The following is a 24612-nucleotide window of genomic DNA, read 5'->3' as shown; positions in this document are numbered from 1 at the left end:
ACTCCATGAGCCCCACGTACACGGCCGGCTCGCTGGTGACCGCCCGCGGCCGGGACTGGGTGGTGCTGCCCGAGAGCGCCGCCGACCTGCTGGTGCTGCGTCCGCTGGGCGGCGGCGACGACGACATCGCCGCCGTCTTCCCCGCCTTCGAGGACGTCGAGGAGGCCAAGTTCGCCGCCCCCGGCCCGGAGGACCTGGGCGGCCAGTACGCCGCCGGGCTGCTGCGCACCGCCCTGCGGATCGGCTTCCGCTCGGGCGCCGGACCGTTCCGCTCGCTGGCCTCCATCGCGGTGGAGCCGCGCGCCTACCAGCTGGTGCCGCTGCTGATGGCGCTGCGGCAGAGCACCGTCCGGCTGCTGATCTCGGACGACGTCGGCATCGGCAAGACCGTCGAGGCGGGCCTGATCGCCAAGGAGCTGCTGGAGCAGGGCGAGGCGAGCCGGCTGGCCGTGCTCTGCTCCCCCGCGCTGGCCGAGCAGTGGCAGGGCGAGCTGCGGGAGAAGTTCGGCATCGACGCCGAGCTCGTGCTCTCCTCCACGGTCTCCCGGCTGGAGCGCGGTCTGGAGCTCGGCCAGTCGATCTTCGACAAGCACCCGTACACGATCATCTCGAGCGACTTCATCAAGTCCACCCGCCACCGGGAGGACTTCTACCGCCGCTGCCCCGACCTGGTCATCGTCGACGAGGCGCACACCTGTGTCGCCGCCGACGATGCCCAGAACGGGTCCAAGTCCGGTGCCAACCAGCTCCGTTACGAGCTGCTGCAGCGTGTGGCCGGCGATCCCGAGCGGCACCTGGTGCTGCTCACCGCGACCCCGCACTCCGGCAAGGAGTCCGCGTTCCGCAACCTGCTCGGCCTGGTCAGGCCCGAGCTGGCGAACCTGAACCTGGACAACCCGGCCCACCGGGCCAAGCTCGCCGAACACTTCGTCGCCCGCAAGCGCGCCGACGTCCGCAGTTACCTCACCAAGGAGGACGGCCTCGCCGACGACTCACTCGCCGAGCGCACGGCCTTCCCGTCCGACCGCTGGACGAAGGACGAGCCGTACAAGCTCGCCCCCGGCTACCGGGCCCTGCTCGACGACGCGATCGCCTACGCCGGCGAGCGGGTCCGGGCCGCCGGCGGCGAGGGCGGGCGCGAGGCACGGATCGCCTGGTGGTCGGTGATCGCGCTGCTGCGCTCGATGGTCTCCTCGCCCCGCGCCGCCGCCCAGACCCTCAGGACCCGCTCGGCCTCGGCCGCCGCCCGCACCCCCCAGGAGGCGGACGCGCTGGGCGCGCCCCTGAACAGCGATGCCGCCGACAGCGACACCCTCGAAGGCCTGGACGTCGCCCCCGGCGCCAGCGAGACCGAGGACGCCGGAGCACGTCTGAAGGAGCTGGCCGAGCGGGCGAAGGCGCTGGAGGGAACGCAACAGGACGCGAAGCTGAAGGCACTGGTCAAGCACCTCAAGTCGCTGCTCGCGGACGGCTACCACCCGATCGTCTTCTGCCGCTACATCCCGACCGCCGAGTACCTCGCGGAGGAGCTGAGCGGGGCGCTCGGCAAGAAGGCCAGGGTCGCGGCCGTCACCGGCACCCTCTCCCCGCAGCAGCGACTGGAGCGCATCGAGGAGCTCGGCGCCGAGGGCGCCGACGACCCGGCCGTCCGCCGGGTGCTGATCGCCACCGACTGTCTCTCCGAGGGCGTCAACCTCCAGCACCACTTCGACGCCGTCGTCCACTACGACCTCGCCTGGAACCCGACCCGCCACGACCAGCGCGAGGGCCGCGTCGACCGGTACGGGCAGAAGCGCGACCAGGTCCGCGTCATCACCATGTTCGGCGAGGACAACGGCATCGACGGCAAGGTGCTGGAGGTGCTGTTCGCCAAGCACCGGCAGATCCAGAAGGACCTCGGCATCTCGGTGTCCGTCCCGGACGAGACCGCCTCGGGCGTCACCGACGCCATCGTGGAGTGGCTGCTGCTGCACGGTCGGCAGGGCGTCCAGGACAGCCTGTTCGACCTGCCCGGCGCCCAGGAGACCTTCGACCGGGCCGAGCGGGAGTGGAACTCGGCGGCGGAGCGCGAGCGGACCTCCCGCTCCAAGTACGCGCAGCGCTCCATCCACCCGGAGGAGGTCGCCCGCGAGGTGGCCGCGGTCCGGGCGGCGCTGGGCGGGGCGGAAGAGGTGCGCGAGTTCACCCTGGCGGCGCTGCACGGGCTGGAGGCCCTGGTCCGCGACCCGCGCGACGGCTCCGGGGACTTCACGGCGCAGGTCGGCGGAACACCGGCGGGCCTGCGCGACGCGCTGGCCGCCACACTGGGCGGGCGGATCGTCGAGGAGGACCGCGAGATCCCGTTCCACACCGAACCGGCGATCGGTCGGGGCGAGGCGGCACTGGTCCGCACCGACCCGGCGGTCGGCTCGATCGCCTCGTACGTCCTCGACTCCGCGCTCGACGCCAACACCCCCGGTCCGCGGCCCGCGCGCCGGTGCGGCGTGGTCACCACGGACGCGGTGACGGTGCGCACCACGCTGCTGCTGGTCCGGTACCGCTTCCACCTGACGCTGCCGTCGCGCAGCGGCGAGAAGCAGATCGTCGCCGAGGACGCGCGGCTGCTCGCTTTCGAGGGCATGCCGGCCCGGGCCCGCTGGCTGAGCGACGAGGCCGCGGCCGACCTGCTGGCGGCGCGCGCCTCGGCCAACACCAACCCGCAGCTGGCCCGCAACCAGACCGCCCGGACCCTCGACGGTCTGGGCGGGCTGACGGACCACCTGAAGGAGTACGGCAAGATCCTCGCCGCCGAGCTCGACACGTCGCACCGGCGGGTCCGCAAGGCCAGCGACGAGATCGTCCGCGGCCTGAAGGTCGTGCCCCAGGAGGACGCCGACGTCCTCGGCGTGTACGTCTACCTGCCCGCCAACCCCGCGCCCGCCGCCGTCCCGTCCGCTGGAGCCGTCGCCTGATGTCCGCCGCCACCACCCGCACCGCCCAGGCCTTCACCGCCGTCACCACGGTCGGCGGCCTGCTCCCCACCGACATGCTGCTGCGCATCGCGGAGGCCCGGAACCTGCCGGGCACCAAGCCGGCCGACTACGGGCTGCCCGCGTCCGTCCCGGTGCGGGACGAGGCCGAGCGGGCCTGGGAGTACCTGAAGCCGCTCTGGCGCGAGTTGCGCGAGGCCCTGCCGTCCGATCCAAAGACGGGCGCGCCCGCCGCCGACCCGACCGGGCGGGCGGGGACGGACTGGCTTGCGCAGCTGTTCCGCAAGCTCGACTTCGGCACGCTGACAGTGGTCGGCGCGGAAGGCATCACCGCCGACGCGGATGCCGGGCACCGTTTCCCGGTCAGCCACCGCCACGGCCCGGCCCTGATCCACCAGATCCCGTGGAACCAGGAGCTCGACAAGCGGGCCGTGGCAGGACAGATGCCGCCGCAGTCCATGCTCCAGGACTGCCTGAATCGGACCGAGGCGCATCTGTGGGCCGTCCTGACCAACGGCCGCCGCCTGCGCCTGCTGCGCGATTCGTCGTCCTTCGCGACTGCCGCCTACGTCGAGTTCGATCTCGAAGCGCTCTTCGACGGCGAGCTGTTCAGCGAGTTCGTCTTGCTGTACTCCGTGTTGCACGCCTCTCGGTTCTCGGTACCGGAGGATGCCCCGGCCTCGGCCAGCTGGCTGGAGAAGTGGCGCGCGGAGGCCGTCACTTCGGGCGCCCGGGCACTCGACCAGTTGCGCCTCGGCGTGCAGAACGCGCTCACGGTGCTGGGCACCGGCTTCCTGCGCCACCCGGACAACGGTGCGCTGCGCGAGGACACCGATCCGAAAGCCCTCCGCGACGCCCTTCTGCGTCTCGTCTACCGTCTGCTGTTCGTCTTCGTCGCCGAGGACCGCGACGCCCTGATCCATCCTGATGCGACCGAGGGGCAGCGCGAGACCTACCAGAAGTACTTCTCCTCCGCGCGGCTTCGATCCCATGCCCGCCGACGTCAGGGCACCGCCCACGGCGACCTGTACGAGGCGCTGCGGATCGTGCTCACCGCGCTCGGCACCCCGGGCGGCCGGGAGGAGCTGGGTCTGCCGGGCCTTGGTGGCCTATTCTCCCACACCGGCGCGGACGCGCCGCTCGACGGGCTGAAGCTCTCCAACGAGGCGCTGCTCACGGCGGTGCGCCACCTCGCGCAGGTCCGGGACGTCGGCGCCCGCCGGTGGCGGGCGGTGGACTACCGGCACCTGGACGCGGAGGAACTGGGATCGGTCTACGAATCCCTGCTGGAGCTGGAGCCCAAGCACTCGGCGACGGACCGTAGCTTCGAACTGGTTGAGGTCGCCGGCAACAGCCGGAAGACGACCGGCAGTTACTACACGCCGTCCTCGCTCATCGAGTGCCTGCTCGACACGACGCTGAACCCGGTGATAGACGATGCCGTGAAGCGTGGCGAGCAGCGCGCGAAGGAAGCCGAGCGTGCAGACGCGACGGAGGACATCGTCGCCGAGCTGCTGTCGCTGACGGTCTGCGACCCGGCCTGCGGGTCCGGGCACTTCCTGGTCGCTTCCGCACGGCGTATCGCCAAACGCATCGCGGCTGTGCGCGAGCGCAACCCCGAGCCGACGACAGACGCCGTCCGGCACGCCCTGCACGAGGTTGTGGCACGATGCATCTACGGCGTCGACCTCAACCCGATGGCCGTCGACTTGGCCAAGGTGTCGCTGTGGCTGGAGGCCCTGGAGCCCGGCAAGGCGCTCGGCTTCCTGGATGCGCATATCAAACACGGCAACGGCCTGATCGGCGCGACGCCCAAGCTGCTGGCCGACGGCATCCCCGAGGACGCGTTCAAGGCGATCGAGGGCGACGACAAGAAGTACGCGGCAGGTCTCGCCAAGCGCAACAGAGCCCAGCGGGGAGGTGCGGACGAACTCCTGTTTGACACGGACACTCTCCCGGGCAACGATCGCTACGCCGCCGAACTCACCCGCATCACGGCGGCGCCATCCGATCTCCTGGAGCAGGTGCAGGCTCAGGAGGCGGCATATCGCGGCTACGTCGAGTCGGCGACGTACGTTCAGGATCTGCACGCCGCCGACGCCTGGTGCGCCGCCTTCGTATGGCCAAAGCACATCGGGGCTCCGGCGGCGCCGACAGACCAGCTCTTCCGCTCCCTTCGGGGCCGCAACCAGTCGGCGGTACCGGACGACACTCACTCCATGATCACCAAGCTCCGCGATCAGTACCATTTCTTCCACTGGCACCTGGAGTTCCCGGAGGTGTTCACCGTTCCGGAGTCGAGTGCGGACGTACAGGCGGGAACAGGATGGGTCGGCGGCTTCGACGCAGTCGTGGGGAACCCTCCATGGGATCAAGTTCAGGTAGACGCACGCGAGTTCTTCGCGGCAAAGCGAGTGGACATCGCTGAAGCGGCGAACATGACCGCCCGCAACAAAAAGATCGACCTGCTGTCCACCGAGGACCCCGAACTGTATGCGCGCTTCAAGCAGGAACAACGCAAGAATGACGGGTTCAAACACTTCGCACACAGCTCTGGGCGATTCCCCCTGACCGCATACGGACGACTCAACACGTACTCACTCTTCACGGAACACGCTCGCACCGTCATGGCCGTTCGCGGACGGAGCGGTCAGATTGTGCCCTCAGGAATCGCCACGGACTCGTTCAATCAGTACTTCTTCAAGGATCTAGTAACCCATGGTCACCTGGTCGCGCTGTACGGTTTCGAAAACGAGGAGAAGGTCTTTCCCGGCGTCCACCACAGCGTGAACTTCGCCCTGTTCTGCATGGCGGGATCAGGCTCCACGGAGGCCCCGGTCCCCATCGCCTTCCGACTCAGGCAGGTCGATCAGATTCCTGAACGATCCTATCCTCTGACAGGCCGCGACATTCAAATCCTCAACCCGAACACCGGAACCTGCCCAGTCTTCCGCTCCCGCCGCGACATGGAAATCACACTGGGCATCTACCGGCGCACCCCGGTACTGATCAAAGAAAGCGATGTTGACGGCAACCCGTGGGACATGAAGTTCCAGCTCATGATCATGATGAACACGGACTCCGACAAGTTTCACACCCGCGAGAACCTCATCGCCGATGACTGGCACGCAGAGGGCAGTACGTTCGTCAAGGCTGGATCGCGCATGCTCCCGCTATACGAGGCGAAGATGCTCCACCACTACGACCACCGCTTCTCCACATACGAGAACGCGACTGAGAAGCAGCTCGCCGTCGGCACGCTCCCTCGTTTCACCGTGGAACAGCATCAAGACCCACGCGCCGTCCCTCTGCCTCGCTACTGGGTCTCCGAAGAGGACACCCCTACTGGCGAAATTGACAAGTCCGGCCGGGAGATCAAAGCGCAAGGTGTCCGCAGTCGCCTGGCAGCCAAGGGGTGGGATCGGGAGTGGGTCTTCGGTTGGCGCGACATCTGTCGCTCGAGCGATGAGCGCACGCTGATCGCGGCTGTCGCTCCGGCCCACGGATTCGGCCACAAGTTCCTGCTGGCTCTCTCCCCACACGCAGCGCTGCTTACGGCGGTCTGGTCTTCTTTTGTCGTTGATTACGTGGCTCGACAGTCCGTTGGCGGCACATCCATGAGCTTCTTCATCGTGCGACAGCTGGCCGTCCCCGCCCCACACCAGCTCCTGCCCCACTCAGGGTTTATCACTCCACGCGTCCTGGAACTCACCTACACTGCAACCGATATGGGGCCCTTCGCGCACGACCTCGGTGACACGGGTGCACCGTTCCGCTGGGATCCCGAGCGCCGGGCGGTGATCCGCGCCGAGCTGGACGCGTTGTTCTTCCACCTCTACGGAATCTCGCGCGACGACACCGCGTACATCCTCGACACCTTCAACGTCACCCGCGACAACGACATCAAGGCCCACGGCGCCTACCGCACCAAGGAGCTCATCCTCGCCGAGTACGACCGGATGGCCGCCGCCGGGCTGACTCTGGAGAATCCGCTGACCGAGGGCGAGTCCGGCAGTTACCGTTCCACGCTCAACCCGCCGCCCGGCCAGGGGCCCCGCCACCCTGCCGCCGACGCGTAGCCGTCAACGCTCTTGCCCGCCTGGCGCATGACGCCAGGCGGGCAAGTGCATCTCCGCACCTACGCCGCCGGGACGCCCCGGAGGAGCATCTGCAGGTGGGCGCCCCGACTGAGGGCGTCGAGGGCATGCTCCACCCGCCGGTGCTGGTCAACCTCCATCAGGCCGCCGAGCTCGGCACGGCGGGCCCAGCGGAGTTCGACGATCTCCGCCGGCGGCCGGTGGCGTCTCACGATCTGCTCCTGGGTCGGCACGAGTCGGCCACCCCAGTAGACGAAGTTCATGCCCTCGGGCAGGAGTTGCATGTTCACGTAGTCCACGGCCAGAACGCGGGCGAGCGGCAGGGCGAGGCCGGTCTCGGTCTCGATGTGCCGTCGGGCGGCGAGGTGCGGGAGTTCGTTGCGCTCGGCGCTGCCGCCGGGAGGGGTCAGGCCGCTCTTGCAGGTGGTGCCGACCAAGAGGACGGCCCCGCCGCGGTTGAGGATGAGGGCCTGGTGGCCGGGAGCCGGCCCGGCGGGTCGGTCAGAATTCTGGGCAGGGAGGTCATCACGGTTTCTCCAGGAGGGTTGAACGAGAGAGGAACCGGCAGCGCGCCGATCACTCCGGTCGCGAGGACGAGCCCGCCGACCAGGAGCCACGGCCCGATGGGTCCGTGCCGGATGGGCCAGCCGACCGCGAGGGCGACGAGTGCGCTGAGCGCCACGACGATGGCGTACAACAGCGGCGCCATCACACCGAGTCGGGGCTTCACGCGACGTCTCCGATCGAGCCGTCCGAACGCGGCCGGCTCGGGTGCTGCACGTTGACGAAGCGGGCGGCACCCAACTGCTGGACGTTCTCCGGCCTGGTGGTCCACTCGCAGCCACCGCGCTCGGAGTGGAGGTAGTAGAGCCCATCCAAGCAGTCCATGTAGACGCCCTCCGCCGCCCCGCCCTCACCGACTTCCATCGTCGCCCGTCGGGCCCTTGCCGTTCGAGGTGTTGTCGCCCTCGGAGGACCCGCCGCCACCTGTACCCGAACCGGTGCCGCCGGCCTGCCCGGGGCGACCGGGCCGCGGGTGCGCGAATCCTCGCGGAACGGAGGATCCGGTCACACAGTTTCGACAAGGCGCCAGAGGTGCCTGCATGAGCCATGACCCACCCAAAGGCCCGCGACTAGGCTTCCGGAGAGTCCTCGGCACTCTCCTTGCTCCCACCCACGATCCTGGCGCCGACGAAGACGGCGCCAAGGGCCATTGCGGCGCCGGCGCCGACTGCCACCGTCCTGTAAGTCCTCTCCAGGAACGGCTTGTTCTCGCTGTCCTTCTGGGACTCCTGATTGACGTTCTGCTGAAAGAACTCATGGAGTGACAGTCGCTGTTCCCAGCTGAGGTCGTCCCTGTCGAGGTCCTTCTGGAGGGCGTCCCTGTGCTGCCGGGCGGCCTGGTGGAAGTGTTCCTGACTCTTCTCGTTGGCCGAGAGCGTCGACTTGTGTGCCTCCACCATCGCTTCCACGGAGTTCTTAGCGAGATCCTTGAACACGGGGAACTTCTCAATGAGCTTCAGGCGCACCTCGGCGCTCATCTCGGGCATCGCCGCCACGAAATTGACGACCTTGTCCTTGGACAGGTGCCTCCAGGAGGGGATTCCCAGCGCCCGCTTGATCCTGGCCTCGTTCTCGTTCTCCACGCCCTGACTCCGTCCATGGTTCCGTAGCGAGTTCCGGATCGTAGCGGCGACCTCGTACGGCCGACAGCCGGCGTCTCCTTCTGGCACGGCGACAGCGCACCGAGCAGCACCGCTAGTTAACAGCGTGCACGCTACATGCTTGTTAGCATCGCCAACACACTCAGCTGCTACTCTGGTTAACATCAGAGCTTCCTGTCGACGATTGGTACCGCCATGCACGAACAGCTCTCCCTCCTTGCCACCCCCACTGAGATTGCCGAGCCCACGCTCTACCTGCTCCAGGGCGTGGGCTCCTCGTCCAGGGCTCTGCGCCGGGCACTCCGCCGGAGCTCCGAGCAGGGGAAGGAGTTTCAGGTCCGGGACATCACGGTCGATGGCATCCCCTGCGTCTCCGCGTACGGATACCTCGGCGCGACGGGAAAGCCGCCCTGGCTGGGAGCGCTGAGCCGGCTCGTGGACGAGCCGGTCGAACTGACAAGCCGTCGTGCCGGTGCCGTCATCCTCCTGTCCGTGGCCGGCCGGGTCTTCGCGGTCTGCTTCGGGTTCGGCCACCTGCTGCTGGAGACCGAGTCGATCGCCCCCTCCTTCGGCATGGACTACGTGCGGCGTACCGCCGACCCGGACACCCTCAAGGAACTGACGCACACCCGGATGGACCCGCGCGTGTACACAGACCGCACCTCCACAGCGCGCGGCCGGCACGCCCGGGAGTTCGAGCTCGACGAGTACGGCGAGATCTGCTCGCGCATGGTCGCCACCGCCCGGGGGACCGGGCTGACCGCCGAGCGGGCCCTGAAGCCGGGGGCCGGCCTTCGGGTCGCCGGGGGCCCCTCCCTCAAAGTCCCGCTCGCGGTGGACGCCACCCACCTCGTCTCGGACCTGCGCGCCATCGCGGCCACGCTCGACCAGGAGCCGAATCCGGGCCTCGATGTGCTCTCGCGCATCGACGGTCTTCCGGAGACCGACCCGCTGGTCAGGGACCTCGATCAGCGGCTCGCCGAGGCACTCGGCGAGCCGGAGAGCTCGGGGCGGGTCGCCTTCGCGTGGCCCACCACGCTGCTGGACCACCTGCCGGAGTTCTCCGCGCTGCGCGTCCACCCGACCGGCAACAGCCAGTGCTTCCTCACCGACGAGGTGACGGCCGAGGCCTTCCGCGAACAGCTGGACCGCCTGCCGGCGGAAAAACGGTTGGCGGCGCTGAGGAAGGCCAGGATCCACGTGGTGTCCGATCCCGCGGGCGAGGTGACTGTCGGGTCCACCTCAGCGCTGAGGTGGGTCGCGGCCGAGATCTCGTTGGACAGCGGTCGCTACCTCCGCCAGGAGAACAAGTGGCGCAGGATCGGCGCTGACCACCAGGAGTTCATCGACACCGAACTGCGCGAACTCTTCACAGCCTCGCCGGACCACGGCTTCCCCGCGTGGCCAACGAAGAGCGAGGCCGGCGTCGAGGGGCTCAAGGACGCGCACGAGGCCGGCTACAACGAGCTGGTGGCCAGGAAGCTGGGCTGGTACGTGCTCGACAAGAACATGATCCGCTGCGAGCTCCACCCGGTGCGCGGCTTCGAGGCGGCCGACCTGGTCGCGCCGGACGGCACCCTGGTGCACGTCAAGCGGGCCGGCGAATCGGGACCGCTCAGCCACCTCGCCGTCCAGGGGCGGATCTCGGCCGACGCCCTGCACACCGCCGTCGACGCGAACCGAGCCTTCGTCGAGGCTGTGCGGGCGAAGTCCCCGGACTTTCCCGACGGCCACTTCACGCCGCGCCGGGTGGTCTTCGCCATCGCCCTGAAGACGGGGGCCGCCCTCACCCCGGAGTCCCTCTTCACGGTGTCCAAGATCTCGCTGCTCCAGACGGCCCGCGCCCTGCGCCGCCTCGGCATCGAGGTCCACATCCAGCCCATCGACTACCGCGCCCGGGCCGACCAGGACCGTCTGGACAAGCAGCAGGCGAAGCAGAACGCCGCACAGACCCCCCTCACCCCCGCCGCCCCGTAGGCTGAGGCGCGCCGCCCACCAGGCTGACGCAGGAAAGGCTCCCCATGTCCCACCCGGATCGCCCCGAGTTCCGCATCAAACTTCCTGGCGTGGACCTCGTCGCACGCGGGCGGCTTCTCGACGAGATCGGCAACAACGGCTCGCCCAAGTTCCTGCTGCTGGAGGGATCGTCGGCGGCGGCGACCGACTGGCCCAAGCTGGGCGACTACGGCCGCCGACTGCGCGCCGCCCTGCGGACCGACTGGTCACTCGTGGACGACCGTCCCGGGTACTGGGTTGCAAACCGCGACATCGAGTGCAACTCGCCCTCGGCCGCCGCCACTGTCGTGCTCGGCTACAACGCTGGCGGCCCCGAAACCTGGCGGACCACCGAGGGCTACCCCCTCGCCGACTACCTGCCCGGCAGTTGGCGCATCCCGCACAAGGCGTGGTTGGTGCGCGGCTCCAACGTGTCCGGGCACAACCTGGTGCGGCGGCTCTGGCTCGCCGATGGGATCGTCTCGCTGTCCGGCGCCCATCTCCCCCCACTCGACGAGGCGGACCCGACCAAGAGCGCCCTGCGTAACTACGTCGAAGAAGGCTACGAGGGTTCCGCCACCTACAACCAGAAGCGCGGCCTGGTCGACGACATTCACGCATTCCTGACCCAGATGCGGGCAGGCGACACCATCGTGACCCTCGCCGACGGCGTGCTGTACCTCGGGGAGATCGACGGCCCGGCCGAGCAGACCGACTCCCTCGGCGGCCTGTCGAACCTGCGCCGGAAGGCCGTCTGGCAGCCGGAGGGCCACCCGTACGAAGACCTGCCCGAGGAACTGCAGCAGAAGCTGTCGGTCCAGCACGACGTGGTGGACCTGACCACCGTCGCAGACACGCTCGCCAGGCTCGGTGCGCCCCCCACGGCCGCGATAGTGGACCTTCCGGAGGAGCAGCCGAAGGAACTCGCCCTCCCGCGGGTCACAGCCGCCCTAGCCGACGACCTGCTCGTCCACGACCTCGCCTGGCTCGAAGAGGTGCGCGAACTCCTCTGGGAGGAGCGGCAGATCGTCCTCTATGGTCCGCCCGGCACCGGCAAGACCTACCTGGCCATGCGGCTCGCCGAGCACTTCGGCGGCGGCCCGGAGCAGGTGAAGCTGGTCCAGTTCCACCCCTCCTACGCCTACGAGGACTTCTTCGAGGGGTTCCGGCCCACCGAGGACCCGGAGACGCACGACGTCGCGTTCCGGCTCACCGCAGGACCGCTGCGCGAGCTCGCCGACCTCGCCTCCCGCGAGGGCAACCGTCACCTCCCCCACTTCCTGATCATCGACGAGATCAACCGGGCCAATCTCGCCAAGGTCTTCGGTGAGCTCTACTTCCTGCTCGAGTACCGCAAGAAGTCGGTCCGTCTGACGTACTCCGGCGACGACTTCGCCCTCCCGCCCAACCTCTTCGTCATCGGCACCATGAACACCGCCGACCGCTCCATCGCCCTCGTCGACGCCGCGATGCGCCGCCGCTTCGCCTTCGTGGAGCTTTCCCCGCGCGCCGAGCCCACCCGCGGCCTCCTGCACCGCTGGCTGGAACGCGAGCAGCTCGGCCCGGAGCCCGCCAGCCTCCTCGACGCCCTCAACGACCGGATCGGGGACCCCGACTTCGCCATCGGCCCCTCCTACCTGATGAAGCCGGGCATCCACGCCGACGACCGGCTGCGCCGCGTCTGGCGGACGAAGATCCTGCCGCTGCTGGAGGAGCACCACTACGGCGAGGGCGAGGACATCGAGGCCCGCTACGGGCTCGACGCCCTGCGGAAGTCGCTGCCGTGAACCCCGACAGCGGCGCCCCCGCCGACATCTCCCTGCGCGAGCACGCCCCCGCCCGTTCCGTGCCGCTGGACACCGCCACCGGCCGGGCGCTGGCCGCCTCGGGTGTCCTGAAGAGCGCGGTACCGGACCCGAGCCGGGACGGGCACTGGCAACTACGGGCCGGGAGCCTGGTCGGCGCGGTCCGGATCCCCGTGCCCGGTAGCGGCGGCCCCGCGCTCACCGTCCGGATAGCGCCCAAGACGCCCGTGCGGCGCCTGTTCTTCCTCCTCGGTTTCAGCCTCGACCCGGCGAAGGCCTGGCGGCAGGGCCGGGACGGCACGGTCGACGCGGGGGCCTACGAGGACGTGGTGCCCGCCCTCGCGCACGCCGTGGAGCGGCAGATCGACGCGGCTCTGCGGCAGGGCGTCCTGCAGGGCTACCGGCGGACGGAGGAATCCGCGCTCGTCGTGCGCGGCCGGATCCGCGAGGCGGAACAGATCCGCCGGCACTTCGGCCGTACTCCGCCTCTGGAGGTCGCCTATGACGCGTACACCGCCGACATCCCGGAGAACCGGATCCTGCGGGCCGCCACCGAGACACTGCTGCGGCTGACTGGCGTGCCGGGCCCGGTGCGGCGGCGCCTGTCGCACCAGCGGGTGCGCCTGGTCGACGCGGAGCCGCTGGTGCGCGGGCACGCACTGCCCGCCTGGACCCCGTCCCGCCTCAACGCCCGCTACCAGCCCGCGCTCCGGCTGGCCGAGGCGCTGCTGGCCGGCTCCACGCCGGAGCATCGGCCGGGCGAACTCCGCCTGGACGGCTTCCTGTTCGACATGAACTCGCTCTTCGAGGACTTCGTCACCGGCGCCCTGCGGGAAGCCGTCCGCGAGCACAGGCTCTCCGCCCGCCTCCAGGACCGGCACCACCTGGACACCGCCCGCCGCGTCCGGCTGCGCCCCGACCTGGTTGTGTACGCCGCCGACGGCCGGACGCCGGTGGCCGTCGTCGACGCCAAGTACAAGACGGAGGAGAGCGGCGCCCACCCGAACGAGGACCTCTACCAGATGCTCGCCTACTGCACGGCCCTCGGTCTGGACGAGGGCCACCTGGTGTACGCGGCCGGCCGGGCGGACAGCCGCGTCCACGAGGTGCGCGGCATGGCCGGCCTCGGCGGACGGGGCATCAGGCTGCACCAGCACGCCCTCGAACTGGACGCCGAGCCCGCCGCACTCCTCACGGTCTTCCGCACCTTGGCAGCACGCGTGGTCCGCGACCACAGCCGTCTGGGATCATGACCGGACGAACTCCCCATGCCGGCCCCGTCCGGCGCGCTCGCAGCGATTCCGCGGGCCCTGCTCCGACCAGTACCGGAACACGAGAGGGAACATGCCTCGACTCGCTTTCGCCAACAGCTTCTGGGACGGCTACGACACCCTGGAGAAGCCGATCCGCGCCGGTGTGCGCAAGGCCATGGCGAAGTTCCAGGCCCTGAGCGTCGCCGAACTGAACGCCGACAAGGGCCTCCACCTGGAGTCCGTCGAGAACTCCCGCGACCCGCGGATGCGGACCATCCGCATCACCGACTTCTGGCGCGGTGTTGTGCTCGCCCCGGACGACGGCAGCGACGTCTTCCTGCTGGTCAACGTCCTCCCCCACGACGACGCCTACACGTGGGCCGCCAAGCGCCTCTACAGCGCGAACACCGCCACCCGCGCGCTGGAGGTCCGCAACGCGGTTGCCCTCGACCAGTTGACGCCGATGTACGAACAGGCCGCACGGCAGGCGCCCGCGCTGCTCTTCCGGAAGGTGTCCGACGGGACGCTGCGCGAACTCGGCATCGACGACCAGGTGCTCCGCGCCGTCCGCTCGATCGCGGACAAGGCGCAGCTGGAGGCCTTCGCCACGCTGCTGCCCGAGGACCAGCTGGAAGTGCTGCAGTACCTCGCGGAGGGCTTCACCCCGGAAGACGTCTACCGGGACGTCGTCGCCGCGCGCCGCCCGGTCGGAGCGCCGGCCGAGCCGGTCGAGGACCTGGCCACCGTCATCGCGAACACCTCCGGGCGGATCCGGCTCGTCACCGAACCCGACGAGCTGGAGGAGATGCTGGCGAAGCCGTTCGCCGCCTGGCGGATCTTCCTCCACCCGTCCCAGCGGCGGGTCGCCTACCGCACCTCCTACAGCGGTCCGGTCCAGGTCACCGGAGGGCCGGGCACGGGCAAGACGGTCGCCGCACTGCACCGCGTCAAGCACCTGCTCGACCGCTCGGACGACGGCCGGATCCTGCTGACCACCTATACCAACGCCCTCGCCGCGGGCCTGCGGGACAACCTCGGCCTCCTTCTGGACGACGACGACCGCCTCGCCCGGGTCGACATCACGACCGTCGACGCCTACGCCAACGGAGTCGTGCGCCGCCACGACCCGCGAGTGCCTCAGCCGCTCGGCGACGGCGAGCAGCGGCAGCTATGGGGAAAGATCGTCAAGCGGCTCAGCCTGCCCTTCACCGAACAGTTCCTCGCCCAGGAGTACCGGCACGTCGTCCTCGGCCAGGACCTGCGCGACCTGGACTCCTACCTCGCGGCCCCCCGGCACGGACGCGGCACGCCGCTCGGTGGCGGTCGGCGCAAACTGCTCTGGGAGGCCATCGAACTCTTCGAACGGACCCTGCGCGACCGCGGCGAGAGCACCCACCTGCACATCTGCGCACGAGCGGCTGACCTGCTCGGCACACACGGCCCGAACCACCGGCACGTCGTCGTCGACGAGGCCCAGGACCTGCACCCGGCGCAGTGGCGAGTGCTGCGCGCCGCCGTCGCACCGGGCCCGGACGACCTGTTCCTCACCGGCGACCCGCACCAGCGGATCTACGACTCGCGCGTCACTCTCGGCTCCCTCGGTATCCGGACGTCCGGCCGCAGCTTCCGCCTGCGTGTCAACTACCGCTCCACCGAGGAGATCCTGGCCTGGTCGGCGCGGCTGCTGGCACCGGTGAGCATCGAAACCCTGGAGGGCGAGGGCAGCGATTCGCTGGTGGGGTACCGCTCGTTCCTGCACGGCCGCAAGCCGGAAACGCACGGATACACGACCCGACAGGAGGAAGTGACCGCACTCGTGGAGCGGGTCCAGCAGTGGATCGCCGATGGCATCGCGCCCGGAGAGATCGGCGTCTGTGCCCGCTTCAACCTGACCCTGGACAAGGCGGAGGAGAAGCTGACGGCGGCCCGGGTGCCGGTTGTCCGCAGCAAGGGACAGACCCCGGCCGGTACCTCCGGTGTGCGATTGGCGACGATGCACGCGATGAAAGGCCTGGAGTTCCGGGCCGTCGCCGTTCTCGGCGCTTCGGCCGACGCGGTGCCCTTCGCCCGGGAGGTCACCCCGCTGGACATCGACCCGCTGCAGCACGAGTCCGACCTACTGCGCGAGCGCTGCCTCCTGTTCGTCGCCTGCACCCGGGCACGAGAAGCACTGCGGGTGACATGGAGCGGGTCGCCGAGCGAATTCCTCCGTTCGTCGCAGATGAATTGACGCCAGGCACGGATCACAGCCAAGTGCGTTTCCGAGGCTTGTTTCCCTCACCGTACGTGAGGTGGGGGCCGTATGCTCCACGGTCCGCTCAGCGCTCGCGCCCCCGGGCCTTCAGCGGGACGGCGGGCAGCTCCGGGGCGGGCAGGCGGTCGCCGGCGTAGCCGTGGACCTCGCCGAAGCGGGTGCCGGCCGTCCAGTCGGCACGGGCCCGGGCGATGTCCTCACCGGATCGGCCGATGAAGTTCCACCACATGACGATCTTCTCGTCGAAGGGCTCGCCGCCGAGGAGGAGGACGGCGGAGTCGCCGTGGGCACGGAGGGGGAGGTCGGGGCGGCCGCAGCCGAGGTAGAGCATGGAACCGGGCTCGACCGGGACGCCGTCGACGTCGACGCGGCCGGACATGGCGAGCGCGGCGTACTCGAAGTCGGGGACGAGCGGGAGGCGGAGGTCCGTGCCGTCGGCGAGGGCGAGGTCGGCGCCGACCAGCGGGGTGTGGGTGGTGCCGGGCGAGGTGGCGGTGTCGAGGGTGCCGAGGATGACGGTGGCGCGCAGGCCCGGGGCGGTGACCACGGGCAGGTCGGGGTGGTGCTCGAAGGCGGGGGCGATGTGCCGGCCGGCCTCCGGGAGGGCGACCCAGAGCTGGGCGCCGTGGAGGTGGCGGGTGTGCGGGCGCGGGGACTCCTCGGAGTGGGAGATCGCCCGGCCGGAGGTCATCAGGCCCAGCTCGTACGGCCGGATGGTCTGGAGGCTGCCGAGGCTGTCGCGGTGGAGCACCTCGCCCTGGTGGAGCCAGCTGACCGTCTGGAGGCCCATGTGCGGGTGCGGCGGGACCTGCATGCCGGGCTCGTCGGCGATGTCGTCGGGCCCGTAGTGGTCCACGAAGCACCAGGCGCCCACCATCCGGCGGCCCAGGTTGGGCAGCAGGCGCTGGACCACCGTGCTGCCGCCGAGCGGGAATTGACGGGCCGTCAGCAGATCCTTCACCGGGCCGGTGCTGGCCTCGCGGCCGCAGCTGGCCGGGGCGGGCTTGAGGTCGAGGTTGCTCATCGCGGTTCCACCACCGTACGGAGAGGGGCCGGGCACGGTCCTCGGGGGACATCGTCACCGATCATCCGTCACGGTGCGGCGTTCCTCCACCCGCGCCCGGCCATCCGGAGGTGCCGTCACCGCCGGCGGTCGCCCGGCGGTGCCGCACCGCCGGGCAACCGGACAGCCGGACGACCGGCGAGGCGGACGACCGGACGACCGGCCCGGCGGGCCTCAGTGGCCGCAGGCCCACCAGGCGTCCGCCGTCGCCTTGTCGGCGAGCTCCCGCAGCTTGCGGACCGCCTCGGCCGGGTCCTCGGCCCCGTACACCGCCGAGCCGGCCACGAACACGTCCGCGCCCGCCTCCGCGCAACGCTCGATCGTGCTCTCCGCTACGCCGCCGTCCACCTGGAGCCAGAGCTCCAGGTCGTGCTTGGCGATCAGCTCCCGGGTGCGGCGGATCTTCGGCAGCATGATGTCCAGGAAGGCCTGGCCGCCGAAGCCGGGCTCGACGGTCATGATCAGCACCATGTCGAGCTCGGGCAGCAGGTCCTCGTACGGCTCGATCGGGGTGCCCGGCTTGAGCGCCATCGACGCGCGGGCGCCCTTGGCCCGGATCTCGCGGGCGAGCCGCACGGGCGCGGCGGCGGCCTCGACGTGGAAGGTGACCGAGCCCGCGCCCGCCTCGATGTACTGCGGGGCCCAGCGGTCCGGGTCCTCGATCATCAGGTGGAGGTCGAGCGGGGTGTCGGCGGCGCGGGCGAGGGACTCGACCACCGGGACGCCGAGGGTCAGGTTGGGCACGAAGTGGTTGTCCATGACGTCCACGTGCAGCCAGTCGGAACCCCGGACGGCCTCGGCCTCGTCGGCGAGCCGGGCGAAGTCCGCGGACAGGATGCTGGGGTTGATCTGGGCCATGACCGACTACCTTCGTACGAGGACCTGCGAGGGCTGGGCGCCCCCGGAGCGGGCACCTCATCCCATCATCCCGCGCCGTACCGACGCCGGGCGCACAGCGCTCCCTCCACGTGACCGTCATCACACCCCGGACAGGGTTACCGGAGCCCTCGCCGTGGTCATCAGCCCTGGAACGGGCCACGGCCCGCCACGGCCCCACCCCGGCTCCTGCCGCGGCTCCCGCCGGGCCGTCCCGATCAGCCGAGTTCCCGGGCCCGCCCGGAGCTCCGTCCGAGGAAGGTCTCCCGATGACCGATCTCGTCCACCCCGCCCGCGCGCTGTGGTGGCTCTTCGAGCCGGTGCACGCCGTCACCTACTTCCTGCCCGAGGGTCGCGCCGCCTTCGAGGAGGCCGGTCTGCACGGCCGCCTGCACGGCTACTTCGCCACCCGCTCGGCCCCGCTCGGCGCGGTGGACGCCCCGCCGGTGACCGCCGCCTTCTTCAACTTCTCGCCGGCGATGGTCGAGCGCGCCCTGCCGGAGGTGTGGAACCACGCGAGCCCGGAGGAGGCGCTGACCGCCCGACTGAAGGCCTCGGCGGCGATCCTGGGCCGGCTGCTGGAGCACGTCGACAAGGAGCAGGTCGAGCTGGTCGCCGAGACCCTGGAGCAGGCCGCCACCCGACTGGACTGCGCCGGCCGGGTGCTGGCCGCCGCCAACGCCGCGCTTCCCCGCCCGAGCGGTCTGTACGAGCGGCTCTGGCAGGCCGCCACGGTGATGCGCGAGCACCGCGGCGACGGCCACGTGGCCGCCCTGGTGACGGCCGGGCTGGACGGCTGCGAGGCGCTGGTGGTCCGCTGCGCGATGGACATGCGGCGCGAGATGATCCAGCCGCTGCGCGGGTGGACGGACACCGAGTGGGAGGCGGCCGCCGAACGCCTGGTCGAGCGCGGCTGGCTGACCGCCGAGGGGACGGTCACCGAGCTCGGCCGGATCCGCCACCAGACCCTGGAGGCCGCCACCGACCTGTCCGCCGCCCGGGTCTGGGACGACTACCCGCGCACCGAACTCGACCGGCTGGCAGCGGCGTTGAAGCCGATATCGGCGCTCTGTCGCGGCGAGCTCCCGATCAACCCGATGGGGCTGCCGGACAACCAGTGACGCCCGGTCCGCGACGTCAGGGCGAGGACACCGCGGGCGGGCCGAGCACGATCCCCCGCCCGGCGTAGAACCGCCCGAACGACCGCCACGGCACGCGCGCGAAGGCCTGCGACTCCCCCGGGAACCCGGAGGGGTTGTGGATCAGCAACGCCGTGTCCGTGGCACCCACCGCCAGGACCAGGTGCCCGCCGCGCCGCACCGGCTCCGGCCCGTACGGCTCCCGGATCGACGGGTGCACCGAGACCATGACCAGCCGGCCGCCGGCCACCTCGGCCGACACCTCTTCGGGTGTCAACTCCCTTGCCCGCGCGGCCAGTCCCCAGCGCCGCTCGACGTACTCGGCGAACGGCGCGTGGATCAGCCCGCGCAGACCGTCACCGTCCCGCAGGTACGCGCCGGCCGTCACGCACTCGCCCGCGAGCGCCATCGCCGCCGGGGTCACGCCCCACCAGTGCGCCAGCGCCATCCGCAGGCAGGCCACCCCGCACAGCCGCCAGGACCACCACGCGTACTCCTCCGCGGTGGCCGCGCCGGACTGCCCCCAGCGCGGATCGGCGGACGCCTCCAGCCGCCCGTCGACGATCTCCCGCACCAGCTCCGCCGACTCCCACTGCGCGTGGTACGGAACCTCGTGCACCACCCGCACCGACCGCACCACCCGCACCGACCGCGCCGGCACCTGCGGCCGCGCGTCGCCCCGATCCACCATGGCCCGACGCTCTCACGGCACGGCCGCCGGGCCGCTCACGACACTCCCGGCGCGGGCCGCGGTCAGGCGCCGGGGGCCGACACCGCCCCGACCTCGGACTCGCCCGCCCCACCGGTCGCCGGGTCCGCACCGGCACTCGCAGGCTCCGGCTCCGGCTCGGTCACCGACGCCAACACCGACGTCGACACCGGCACCGACACCGACACCGGCTCCGCCACCGGTTCCCGGAAGGCCAGCCGCTGCGCCGCGTGCCGGCCGCGCGCCTCCACCGGCAGCGAGCCGGTCGCGCCGGCCAGTCCGAACGGCGGCATGTCGAAGTAGATCGACTCGTACCCGCCCGGCGGCGCGATGTACGTCTCGTGCCAGATCCCGACGTGCCCGCGGACCTTGCCCTCCCGCTGCTTGCGGTTGGCGACGCCCCACACCGTGTGGTGGAAGCCGTCCGGCGCGCTCGCGTAGCCGTACAGCTTCTCCTTCGACTCCCAGTACTGGACGACGTAGTAGGTGCGCGGCGAGGCGGTCAGCAGGATGCGGCCGCGCAGGCCGCGCTCGGGGGCGCGGCGCAGCTCGTACAGCATCCGGAACATCGCGAACATCACCGGGCCCCAGTGGTGCACGGCCCAGAACCGGTTGATCCGCATGCCGATCAGCAGCACCACGGTGTCGCCGGTGGCGGCGGCGGTGGTGAAGCCCGGCTGCGGCTTGGCGAACAAGGCCAAGTCTGCCTCCCCGTCCCCTTGCTCATTGCCTGTGTCAGCGGTGACTACACCAGCGCCGGACCACCCGGTCAAGGCTCACCACTCTCACAATTCGGCTACTGTGCAGGCGCGTTGACACCATCCGCGGCCTGGGGTGCCGTACCCCGGCCCCGCAGGGGACCGGGGCCGGGGCACGGGCGGCCCACCGCGGGGCCTACCAGGCGTAGTCCTCCGGGGCGGGGCGGTGGCCCGGGAAGAGCTCGTCGAGGTGGTCGAGGGTCTTCTGGTCGAGCTTGAGGTCGAGCGCGCCGATGGCGGCGTCGAGGTGGGCCGCGGTGCGGGGGCCGATGACGGGGGCCGTGACGGCCGGTCGGGAGAGGAGCCAGGCGAGGGCGAGGTCGGCGGGGTCGGCCCCGAGCTCGGCGGCGAAGTCCTCGTAGGCCTGGATGCGGTCGCGGTGCCTGGCGAGGAGCTCGCTCGCGTGGGGCATGGCGCTGCGGTCGCGGGTGCCCTCGCGCTCCTTGCGCAGGATGCCGCCGAGCAGGCCGCTGCGCAGCGGGGACCACGGGAGCAGTCCGAGGCCGTAGTGCTGGAGGGCGGGGACGACTTCGAGCTCGATGGTGCGGTCGAGCAGGTTGTAGAGGGACTGCTCGCTGACCAGGCCGAGGAAGTGGCGGGCGCGGGCGGTCTCCTGGGCCTGGGCGATGTGCCAGCCGGCGAAGTTGCTGGAGCCGACGTAGGTGATCTTGCCCTGGGCGACCAGGACCTCCATCGCCTGCCAGATCTCCTCCCAGGGCGTGTCCCGGTCGATGTGGTGCATCTGGTAGAGGTCGATGTGGTCGGTCTGGAGGCGGCGCAGGCTGGCCTCGACCGCCTTGCGGACGGCGAGCGCGGAGAGCCTGCTCTCGTTGGGCCAGGTGCCCATGTCGCCGTAGACCTTGGTGGCGAGGACGGTGCGCTCGCGGCGGCCACCGCCCTTGGCGAACCAGCGGCCGATGATCTCCTCGGTACGGCCCCGCAGCCGGCCCTCGCTGTCGCGGCCGTAACTGTTGGCGGTGTCGAAGAAGTTGATGCCGCGCTCGTGGGCGGTGTCCATGAGGCGGTGGGCCTCGGCCTCCTCGGTGTGGGGGCCGAAGTTCATGGTGCCGAGGCAGAGGCGGGAGACGGTCAGGCCGGTGCGGCCGAGGTGGGTGTACTCCATGGCGCCCCACCCAAGACCACACCGGCTCCTGCTGTCCAGCACATTCCGCGGGAGTGCCGGAACCCGGCCGACCACTTGCCGCAACCCGGCCGATTCACTGGCCGGATCCCGGCGGACCACTTGCCGCAACCCGGCCGATCACCGCCCGTGGGTGGCGAACTTCCTTACGGCGAGCGGCACGCAGACCGCCAGCAGCACGGCGCTCCAGAGCAGCGCGGCGAGGACGGCGTGCTGCGTCGGCCAGGCGGACCCGCCCGCCGAGGGGTTGCCGAAGAGCTCCCGGCAGGCCTGGACGACGGCGCTGACCGGGTTCCAGTCCGCGAGGAACCGCAGCCAGCCGGGCATGCCGCCGGTCGGCACGTAGGCGTTGGTGATCATCGCCAGCGGGAAGACCGCGACGGACAGCTGGCCGGCCGCCTCCTCCTTGCCGACGGCCAGTCCGAACAGGGTGCCGACCCAGGTCATCACGAAGCGGAAGAGCAGCAGCAGCGCGAACGCTCCTGCCGCGTCGGCGAGTCCGCGCCGGGCCTGCCAGCCGGCGGCGAGCCCGACCAGGGCCAGCAGCGCCAGGACGACCACGCTGACCAGCAGGTCGGCGAGCGTCTGGCCGAGCAGCAGCCCGGTGCGGGAGACGGGCATCGAGCGCAGCCGGTCGGTGACTCCGCGCGAGACGTCGCGGGCGGCGCCGACCATGGTCGTCATGATGCCGTTGGTGGCCACCATGGCGAACAGACCGGGCATCAGGAACTCCCGGTAGTCGCCGCCTCCCGGCACCTGCATGGCACTGCCGAGGACGTATCCGAAGACCACCACCATCACCACCGGCACGCCCAGGGAGGCGGCCAACAGGCCCGGCGAGTGGCGGTAGTTGAGCAGGACGCGGAGCATCGAGGCCCAGGTGTCGGAGGCGAGCCGGCCGGCGCCGGACGGTCGCGCGGGGGCGGTGTGCGCCATGGTCATCGGGCGGCCCTCCCGGCGTTCGCGGCCTCCTGAGCCTCCGCGGCGTCCCCGGTCTCCTGGGTGAGGGCGAGGAACACGTCGTCCAGCGAGGGCGCCCGCACCGCGACGTCCTCCGCGACGACCCCGGCACCGTCCAACTCCCTCATCAGCGAGGGCAGCAGGACGGACACACCGGGCGTGGTCAGCACCGTGACGGTCCGCTCGGCGACGTCCACCCGGGCGTCGCCCCCGGTCATCGAGGACAGTACGACGGCGGTGGCGGCGAGTTGCCCGGGGTCGGCCAGGGTGACGGAGACCTGACTGCCGATCGCCGCCTTGAGTCGGTCGGGCGGGCCGGTGGCGATGGCCGCGCCGTGGTCGACCACCACGATGTCGTCGGCGAGCCGGTCGGCCTCCTCCAGGTACTGGGTGGTGAGCAGCACGGTGGTGCCGCCGTCCGCCAGCTCCTTGACGGTGTCCCAGATCGCCTGTCGGCTGCGCGGGTCGAGCCCGGTGGTGGGCTCGTCCAGGAAGAGCACCGGCGGACTGGTGACCAGGCTGGCGATGAGGTCGAGGCGTCGGCGCATGCCGCCGGAGTAGGTGCGCACGAGCCGGTCGGCGGCCTCGGTGAGGCCGAAGCGGGTGAGCAGTTCGTCGGCGCGCTCCCGGGCCCGACGGGCGCCGAGGTGGTGCAGTCGGCCGAGCAGCCGGAGGTTGTCGCGGCCGGTGATGCCCTCGTCGACGGCGGCGTGCTGCCCGGCGAGGCCGATGGCCCGGCGGACCTCCTCGGCGGCGCGGACGACGTCGTGTCCGGCGACCCTGGCGGTGCCGCGGTCGGGGGCGACCAGGGTGGCGAGGACGCGGACGGCGGTGGTCTTGCCGGCGCCGTTGGGGCCGAGCAGACCGCAGACGGTGCCGGCCGGGACGGTGAGGTCGAGGCCGCGCAGCGCCTCGGTGGCACCGAAGCGTTTCGCCACGCCCGCCATCTCGATGGCGGGCCGGGTGGTGTCGGACATGGCTCTGCCCTTCTCTAGGTACAGCGTACGTAGAAGCTCGCTTGGGCGCCATCGTACTACGTACGCCGTACGTATCTAAGATGGGAGCGCGAGGTGATCTTCCAGTGCCGTCCAGCAAGCCCGAGCCGTCCATCAGGCCCGATCCGACCAACAGGCCCACGCCCCCCGAGGCCCCCGAGCTGATCTGGCTGCGCCCCGAGCGCACCGGCCGCGGCCCGCGCCCGGCCCACAGCCGCGACTCGATCGCCGCCGCGGCCATCGGGATCGCCGACACCGAGGGCCTGGACGCCGCCTCCATGCGGCGGGTCGCGGCGGCGCTCGGCGCGGGCACCATGTCGCTCTACAACTACGTGCCGAAGAAGGAGCACCTGCTCGACCTGATGCTCGACGCGGTCGCCGCCGAGTACCGGCTGCCGCCCGAGCCGAGCGGCGACGTCCGGGCCGACCTCACCGACCTCGCCCACCAGCAGCTCGCCATCTTCCGCCGCCACCCCTGGGCCCCCGCACTGGTGCTGGCCCGCCCCGGCATCGGCCCCAACGCCCTGCGCTACACCGACCACTTCCTCGCCGTCACCGCCCCCACCGGCCTCGGCGGGGGCCTGCGGATGGAGGCCATGGCCCTGTTCAACGGCTTCGTCTGCCAGTTCGCGCAGTACGAGCAGACAGCCGCCGCGGGCGCCAAGTGGCAGGCCGAGATGGTCGGTTACCTCGGCCAGGCGGCGGCGAGCGGCGAATACCCGCACCTGGCCCAGGCGTTCGCCACCGCCGGCCCGCCCGCCGACCCGGACCAGGCCTTCGACCGCACCCTGAACCGGGTGATCTCGGCCATCCTGGCGCCCACGGAAGAGGGTTAGACCCAATGCCGGTGACTTTAGGTTGCCGCTGGTTGGGTGATCGCGACTGTTGCGGGTTGTAGTGGTGGCCAGTTGCGGTGTTGGGCGCGTTTGAGGGG

17 protein-coding genes and 1 pseudogene are annotated in these 24612 nt (G+C 71.0%); 8 read left to right on the top strand and 10 right to left on the bottom strand.

The features are described 5' to 3' along the window. Positions 1 to 5 precede the first annotated feature (5 nt). Together ABZ449_RS32190 and ABZ449_RS32185 are read left to right on the top strand one after the other, a co-directional pair. Positions 6 to 2951, top strand: a complete 2946-nt coding sequence (locus ABZ449_RS32190; protein WP_360353223.1) for a DEAD/DEAH box helicase — start codon at positions 6 to 8, stop codon at positions 2949 to 2951. Then, positions 2951 to 7048: a DNA methyltransferase gene (locus ABZ449_RS32185; RefSeq protein ID WP_360353221.1), complete on the top strand. Its 4098-nt coding sequence runs from the start codon at positions 2951 to 2953 to the stop codon at positions 7046 to 7048. Before ABZ449_RS32190 ends, ABZ449_RS32185 begins: the two co-directional genes overlap by 1 nt. A gap of 59 nt (positions 7049 to 7107) precedes the next feature. Here the strand turns inward: ABZ449_RS32185 and ABZ449_RS32180 are convergent, their stop codons facing one another. The 3 genes from ABZ449_RS32180 to ABZ449_RS32170 form a co-directional block, all read right to left on the bottom strand. Beyond that, entirely contained in the window at positions 7108 to 7683 is a 576-nt protein-coding gene (locus tag ABZ449_RS32180) for an NUDIX hydrolase (protein ID WP_360353220.1), read from the bottom strand. Between the two features lie 109 nt (positions 7684 to 7792). Continuing rightward, positions 7793 to 7954 (bottom strand): hypothetical protein, encoded by a 162-nt coding sequence (locus ABZ449_RS32175; protein WP_360353218.1) that lies wholly within the window; start codon positions 7952 to 7954, stop codon positions 7793 to 7795. A 245-nt stretch (positions 7955 to 8199) separates the two neighbouring features. Further along, positions 8200 to 8712 carry a hypothetical protein gene (locus ABZ449_RS32170; protein ID WP_360353216.1) on the bottom strand — a complete coding sequence of 171 codons (513 nt, stop codon included), beginning with the start codon at positions 8710 to 8712 and terminating at the stop codon, positions 8200 to 8202. A gap of 213 nt (positions 8713 to 8925) precedes the next feature. On the opposite strand from ABZ449_RS32170, the gene ABZ449_RS32165 reads away from it, so the two are divergent. The 4 genes from ABZ449_RS32165 to ABZ449_RS32150 all read left to right on the top strand — a co-directional run bounded on the left by ABZ449_RS32165 (position 8926) and on the right by ABZ449_RS32150 (position 16013). Then, positions 8926 to 10707 carry a DUF6119 family protein gene (locus tag ABZ449_RS32165; protein ID WP_360353214.1) on the top strand — a complete coding sequence of 594 codons (1782 nt, stop codon included), beginning with the start codon at positions 8926 to 8928 and terminating at the stop codon, positions 10705 to 10707. A gap of 44 nt (positions 10708 to 10751) precedes the next feature. Then, positions 10752 to 12512, top strand: a complete 1761-nt coding sequence (locus ABZ449_RS32160) for a DUF4357 domain-containing protein (protein ID WP_360353212.1) — start codon at positions 10752 to 10754, stop codon at positions 12510 to 12512. Continuing rightward, positions 12509 to 13783: a restriction endonuclease gene (locus ABZ449_RS32155; RefSeq protein WP_360353210.1), complete on the top strand. Its 1275-nt coding sequence runs from the start codon at positions 12509 to 12511 to the stop codon at positions 13781 to 13783. The genes ABZ449_RS32160 and ABZ449_RS32155 overlap by 4 nt, the downstream gene beginning before the upstream one ends. Before the next feature lie 91 nt (positions 13784 to 13874). Continuing rightward, positions 13875 to 16013, top strand: a complete 2139-nt coding sequence (locus tag ABZ449_RS32150; protein ID WP_360353208.1) for a UvrD-helicase domain-containing protein — start codon at positions 13875 to 13877, stop codon at positions 16011 to 16013. An 88-nt stretch (positions 16014 to 16101) separates the two neighbouring features. On the opposite strand, the gene ABZ449_RS32145 is transcribed toward ABZ449_RS32150, so the two are convergent. Both ABZ449_RS32145 and rpe read right to left on the bottom strand, forming a co-directional pair. Beyond that, positions 16102 to 17061, bottom strand: a complete 960-nt coding sequence (locus tag ABZ449_RS32145; RefSeq protein WP_360353206.1) for a pirin family protein — start codon at positions 17059 to 17061, stop codon at positions 16102 to 16104. A 213-nt stretch (positions 17062 to 17274) separates the two neighbouring features. Beyond that, the gene (rpe, locus tag ABZ449_RS32140; RefSeq protein WP_360353204.1) at positions 17275 to 17958 is read right to left on the bottom strand and encodes a ribulose-phosphate 3-epimerase; all 684 of its coding nucleotides are present in this window, start codon (positions 17956 to 17958) and stop codon (positions 17275 to 17277) included. 287 nt (positions 17959 to 18245) lie between these two features. Between rpe and ABZ449_RS32135 the strand changes: the two genes are divergently transcribed. Then, entirely contained in the window at positions 18246 to 19097 is an 852-nt protein-coding gene (locus ABZ449_RS32135) for a hypothetical protein (RefSeq protein ID WP_360353203.1), read from the top strand. A 16-nt stretch (positions 19098 to 19113) separates the two neighbouring features. Here ABZ449_RS32135 and ABZ449_RS32130 read toward each other — a convergent pair whose 3' ends face one another. The 5 genes and pseudogenes from ABZ449_RS32130 to ABZ449_RS32110 all read right to left on the bottom strand — a co-directional run bounded on the left by ABZ449_RS32130 (position 19114) and on the right by ABZ449_RS32110 (position 23660). Then, positions 19114 to 19806, bottom strand: a complete 693-nt coding sequence (locus ABZ449_RS32130; RefSeq protein ID WP_360353201.1) for a C39 family peptidase — start codon at positions 19804 to 19806, stop codon at positions 19114 to 19116. 224 nt (positions 19807 to 20030) lie between these two features. Then, positions 20031 to 20519: pseudogene (locus ABZ449_RS32125) on the bottom strand (DUF4188 domain-containing protein); the annotation flags it as partial. Positions 20520 to 20718: 199 nt separating this feature from the next. Continuing rightward, positions 20719 to 21705, bottom strand: coding sequence for an aldo/keto reductase (locus ABZ449_RS32120; protein WP_360353199.1), 987 nt, complete (start codon positions 21703 to 21705; stop codon positions 20719 to 20721). A 138-nt stretch (positions 21706 to 21843) separates the two neighbouring features. After that, a complete protein-coding gene (locus tag ABZ449_RS32115) occupies positions 21844 to 22665 on the bottom strand; it encodes an ABC transporter permease (protein WP_360353197.1) in 822 nt (273 codons plus the stop codon). After that, positions 22662 to 23660 carry an ATP-binding cassette domain-containing protein gene (locus ABZ449_RS32110; protein WP_360353195.1) on the bottom strand — a complete coding sequence of 333 codons (999 nt, stop codon included), beginning with the start codon at positions 23658 to 23660 and terminating at the stop codon, positions 22662 to 22664. The genes ABZ449_RS32115 and ABZ449_RS32110 overlap by 4 nt, the downstream gene beginning before the upstream one ends. 104 nt (positions 23661 to 23764) lie before the next feature. On the opposite strand from ABZ449_RS32110, the gene ABZ449_RS32105 reads away from it, so the two are divergent. Further along, entirely contained in the window at positions 23765 to 24514 is a 750-nt protein-coding gene (locus ABZ449_RS32105; protein WP_360353193.1) for a TetR/AcrR family transcriptional regulator C-terminal domain-containing protein, read from the top strand. Positions 24515 to 24612: the final 98 nt, after the last annotated feature.

The organism is Kitasatospora sp. NPDC005856, from assembly GCF_040629945.1.
In the GTDB taxonomy this organism is placed as follows: domain Bacteria; phylum Actinomycetota; class Actinomycetes; order Streptomycetales; family Streptomycetaceae; genus Kitasatospora.
Note: the sequence above shows the minus strand (reverse complement) of the source record. Positions and strands in the feature narration are given on the sequence as shown.

Bases quoted from the DNA above. Each gene is read 5' to 3' on its own strand.
- ABZ449_RS32190 (WP_360353223.1), top strand. From the start codon at position 6: ATGAGCCCCACGTACACGGCCGGCTCGCTGGTGACCGCCCGCGGCCGG.
- ABZ449_RS32185 (WP_360353221.1), top strand. From the start codon at position 2,951: ATGTCCGCCGCCACCACCCGCACCGCCCAGGCCTTCACCGCCGTCACC.
- ABZ449_RS32175 (WP_360353218.1), bottom strand. From the start codon at position 7,954: ATGGACTGCTTGGATGGGCTCTACTACCTCCACTCCGAGCGCGGTGGC.
- ABZ449_RS32165 (WP_360353214.1), top strand. From the start codon at position 8,926: ATGCACGAACAGCTCTCCCTCCTTGCCACCCCCACTGAGATTGCCGAG.
- ABZ449_RS32160 (WP_360353212.1), top strand. From the start codon at position 10,752: ATGTCCCACCCGGATCGCCCCGAGTTCCGCATCAAACTTCCTGGCGTG.
- ABZ449_RS32150 (WP_360353208.1), top strand. From the start codon at position 13,875: ATGCCTCGACTCGCTTTCGCCAACAGCTTCTGGGACGGCTACGACACC.
- ABZ449_RS32145 (WP_360353206.1), bottom strand. From the start codon at position 17,061: ATGAGCAACCTCGACCTCAAGCCCGCCCCGGCCAGCTGCGGCCGCGAG.
- rpe (WP_360353204.1), bottom strand. From the start codon at position 17,958: ATGGCCCAGATCAACCCCAGCATCCTGTCCGCGGACTTCGCCCGGCTC.
- ABZ449_RS32135 (WP_360353203.1), top strand. From the start codon at position 18,246: ATGACCGATCTCGTCCACCCCGCCCGCGCGCTGTGGTGGCTCTTCGAG.
- ABZ449_RS32130 (WP_360353201.1), bottom strand. From the start codon at position 19,806: ATGGTGGATCGGGGCGACGCGCGGCCGCAGGTGCCGGCGCGGTCGGTG.
- ABZ449_RS32120 (WP_360353199.1), bottom strand. From the start codon at position 21,705: ATGGAGTACACCCACCTCGGCCGCACCGGCCTGACCGTCTCCCGCCTC.
- ABZ449_RS32115 (WP_360353197.1), bottom strand. From the start codon at position 22,665: ATGACCATGGCGCACACCGCCCCCGCGCGACCGTCCGGCGCCGGCCGG.
- ABZ449_RS32110 (WP_360353195.1), bottom strand. From the start codon at position 23,660: ATGTCCGACACCACCCGGCCCGCCATCGAGATGGCGGGCGTGGCGAAA.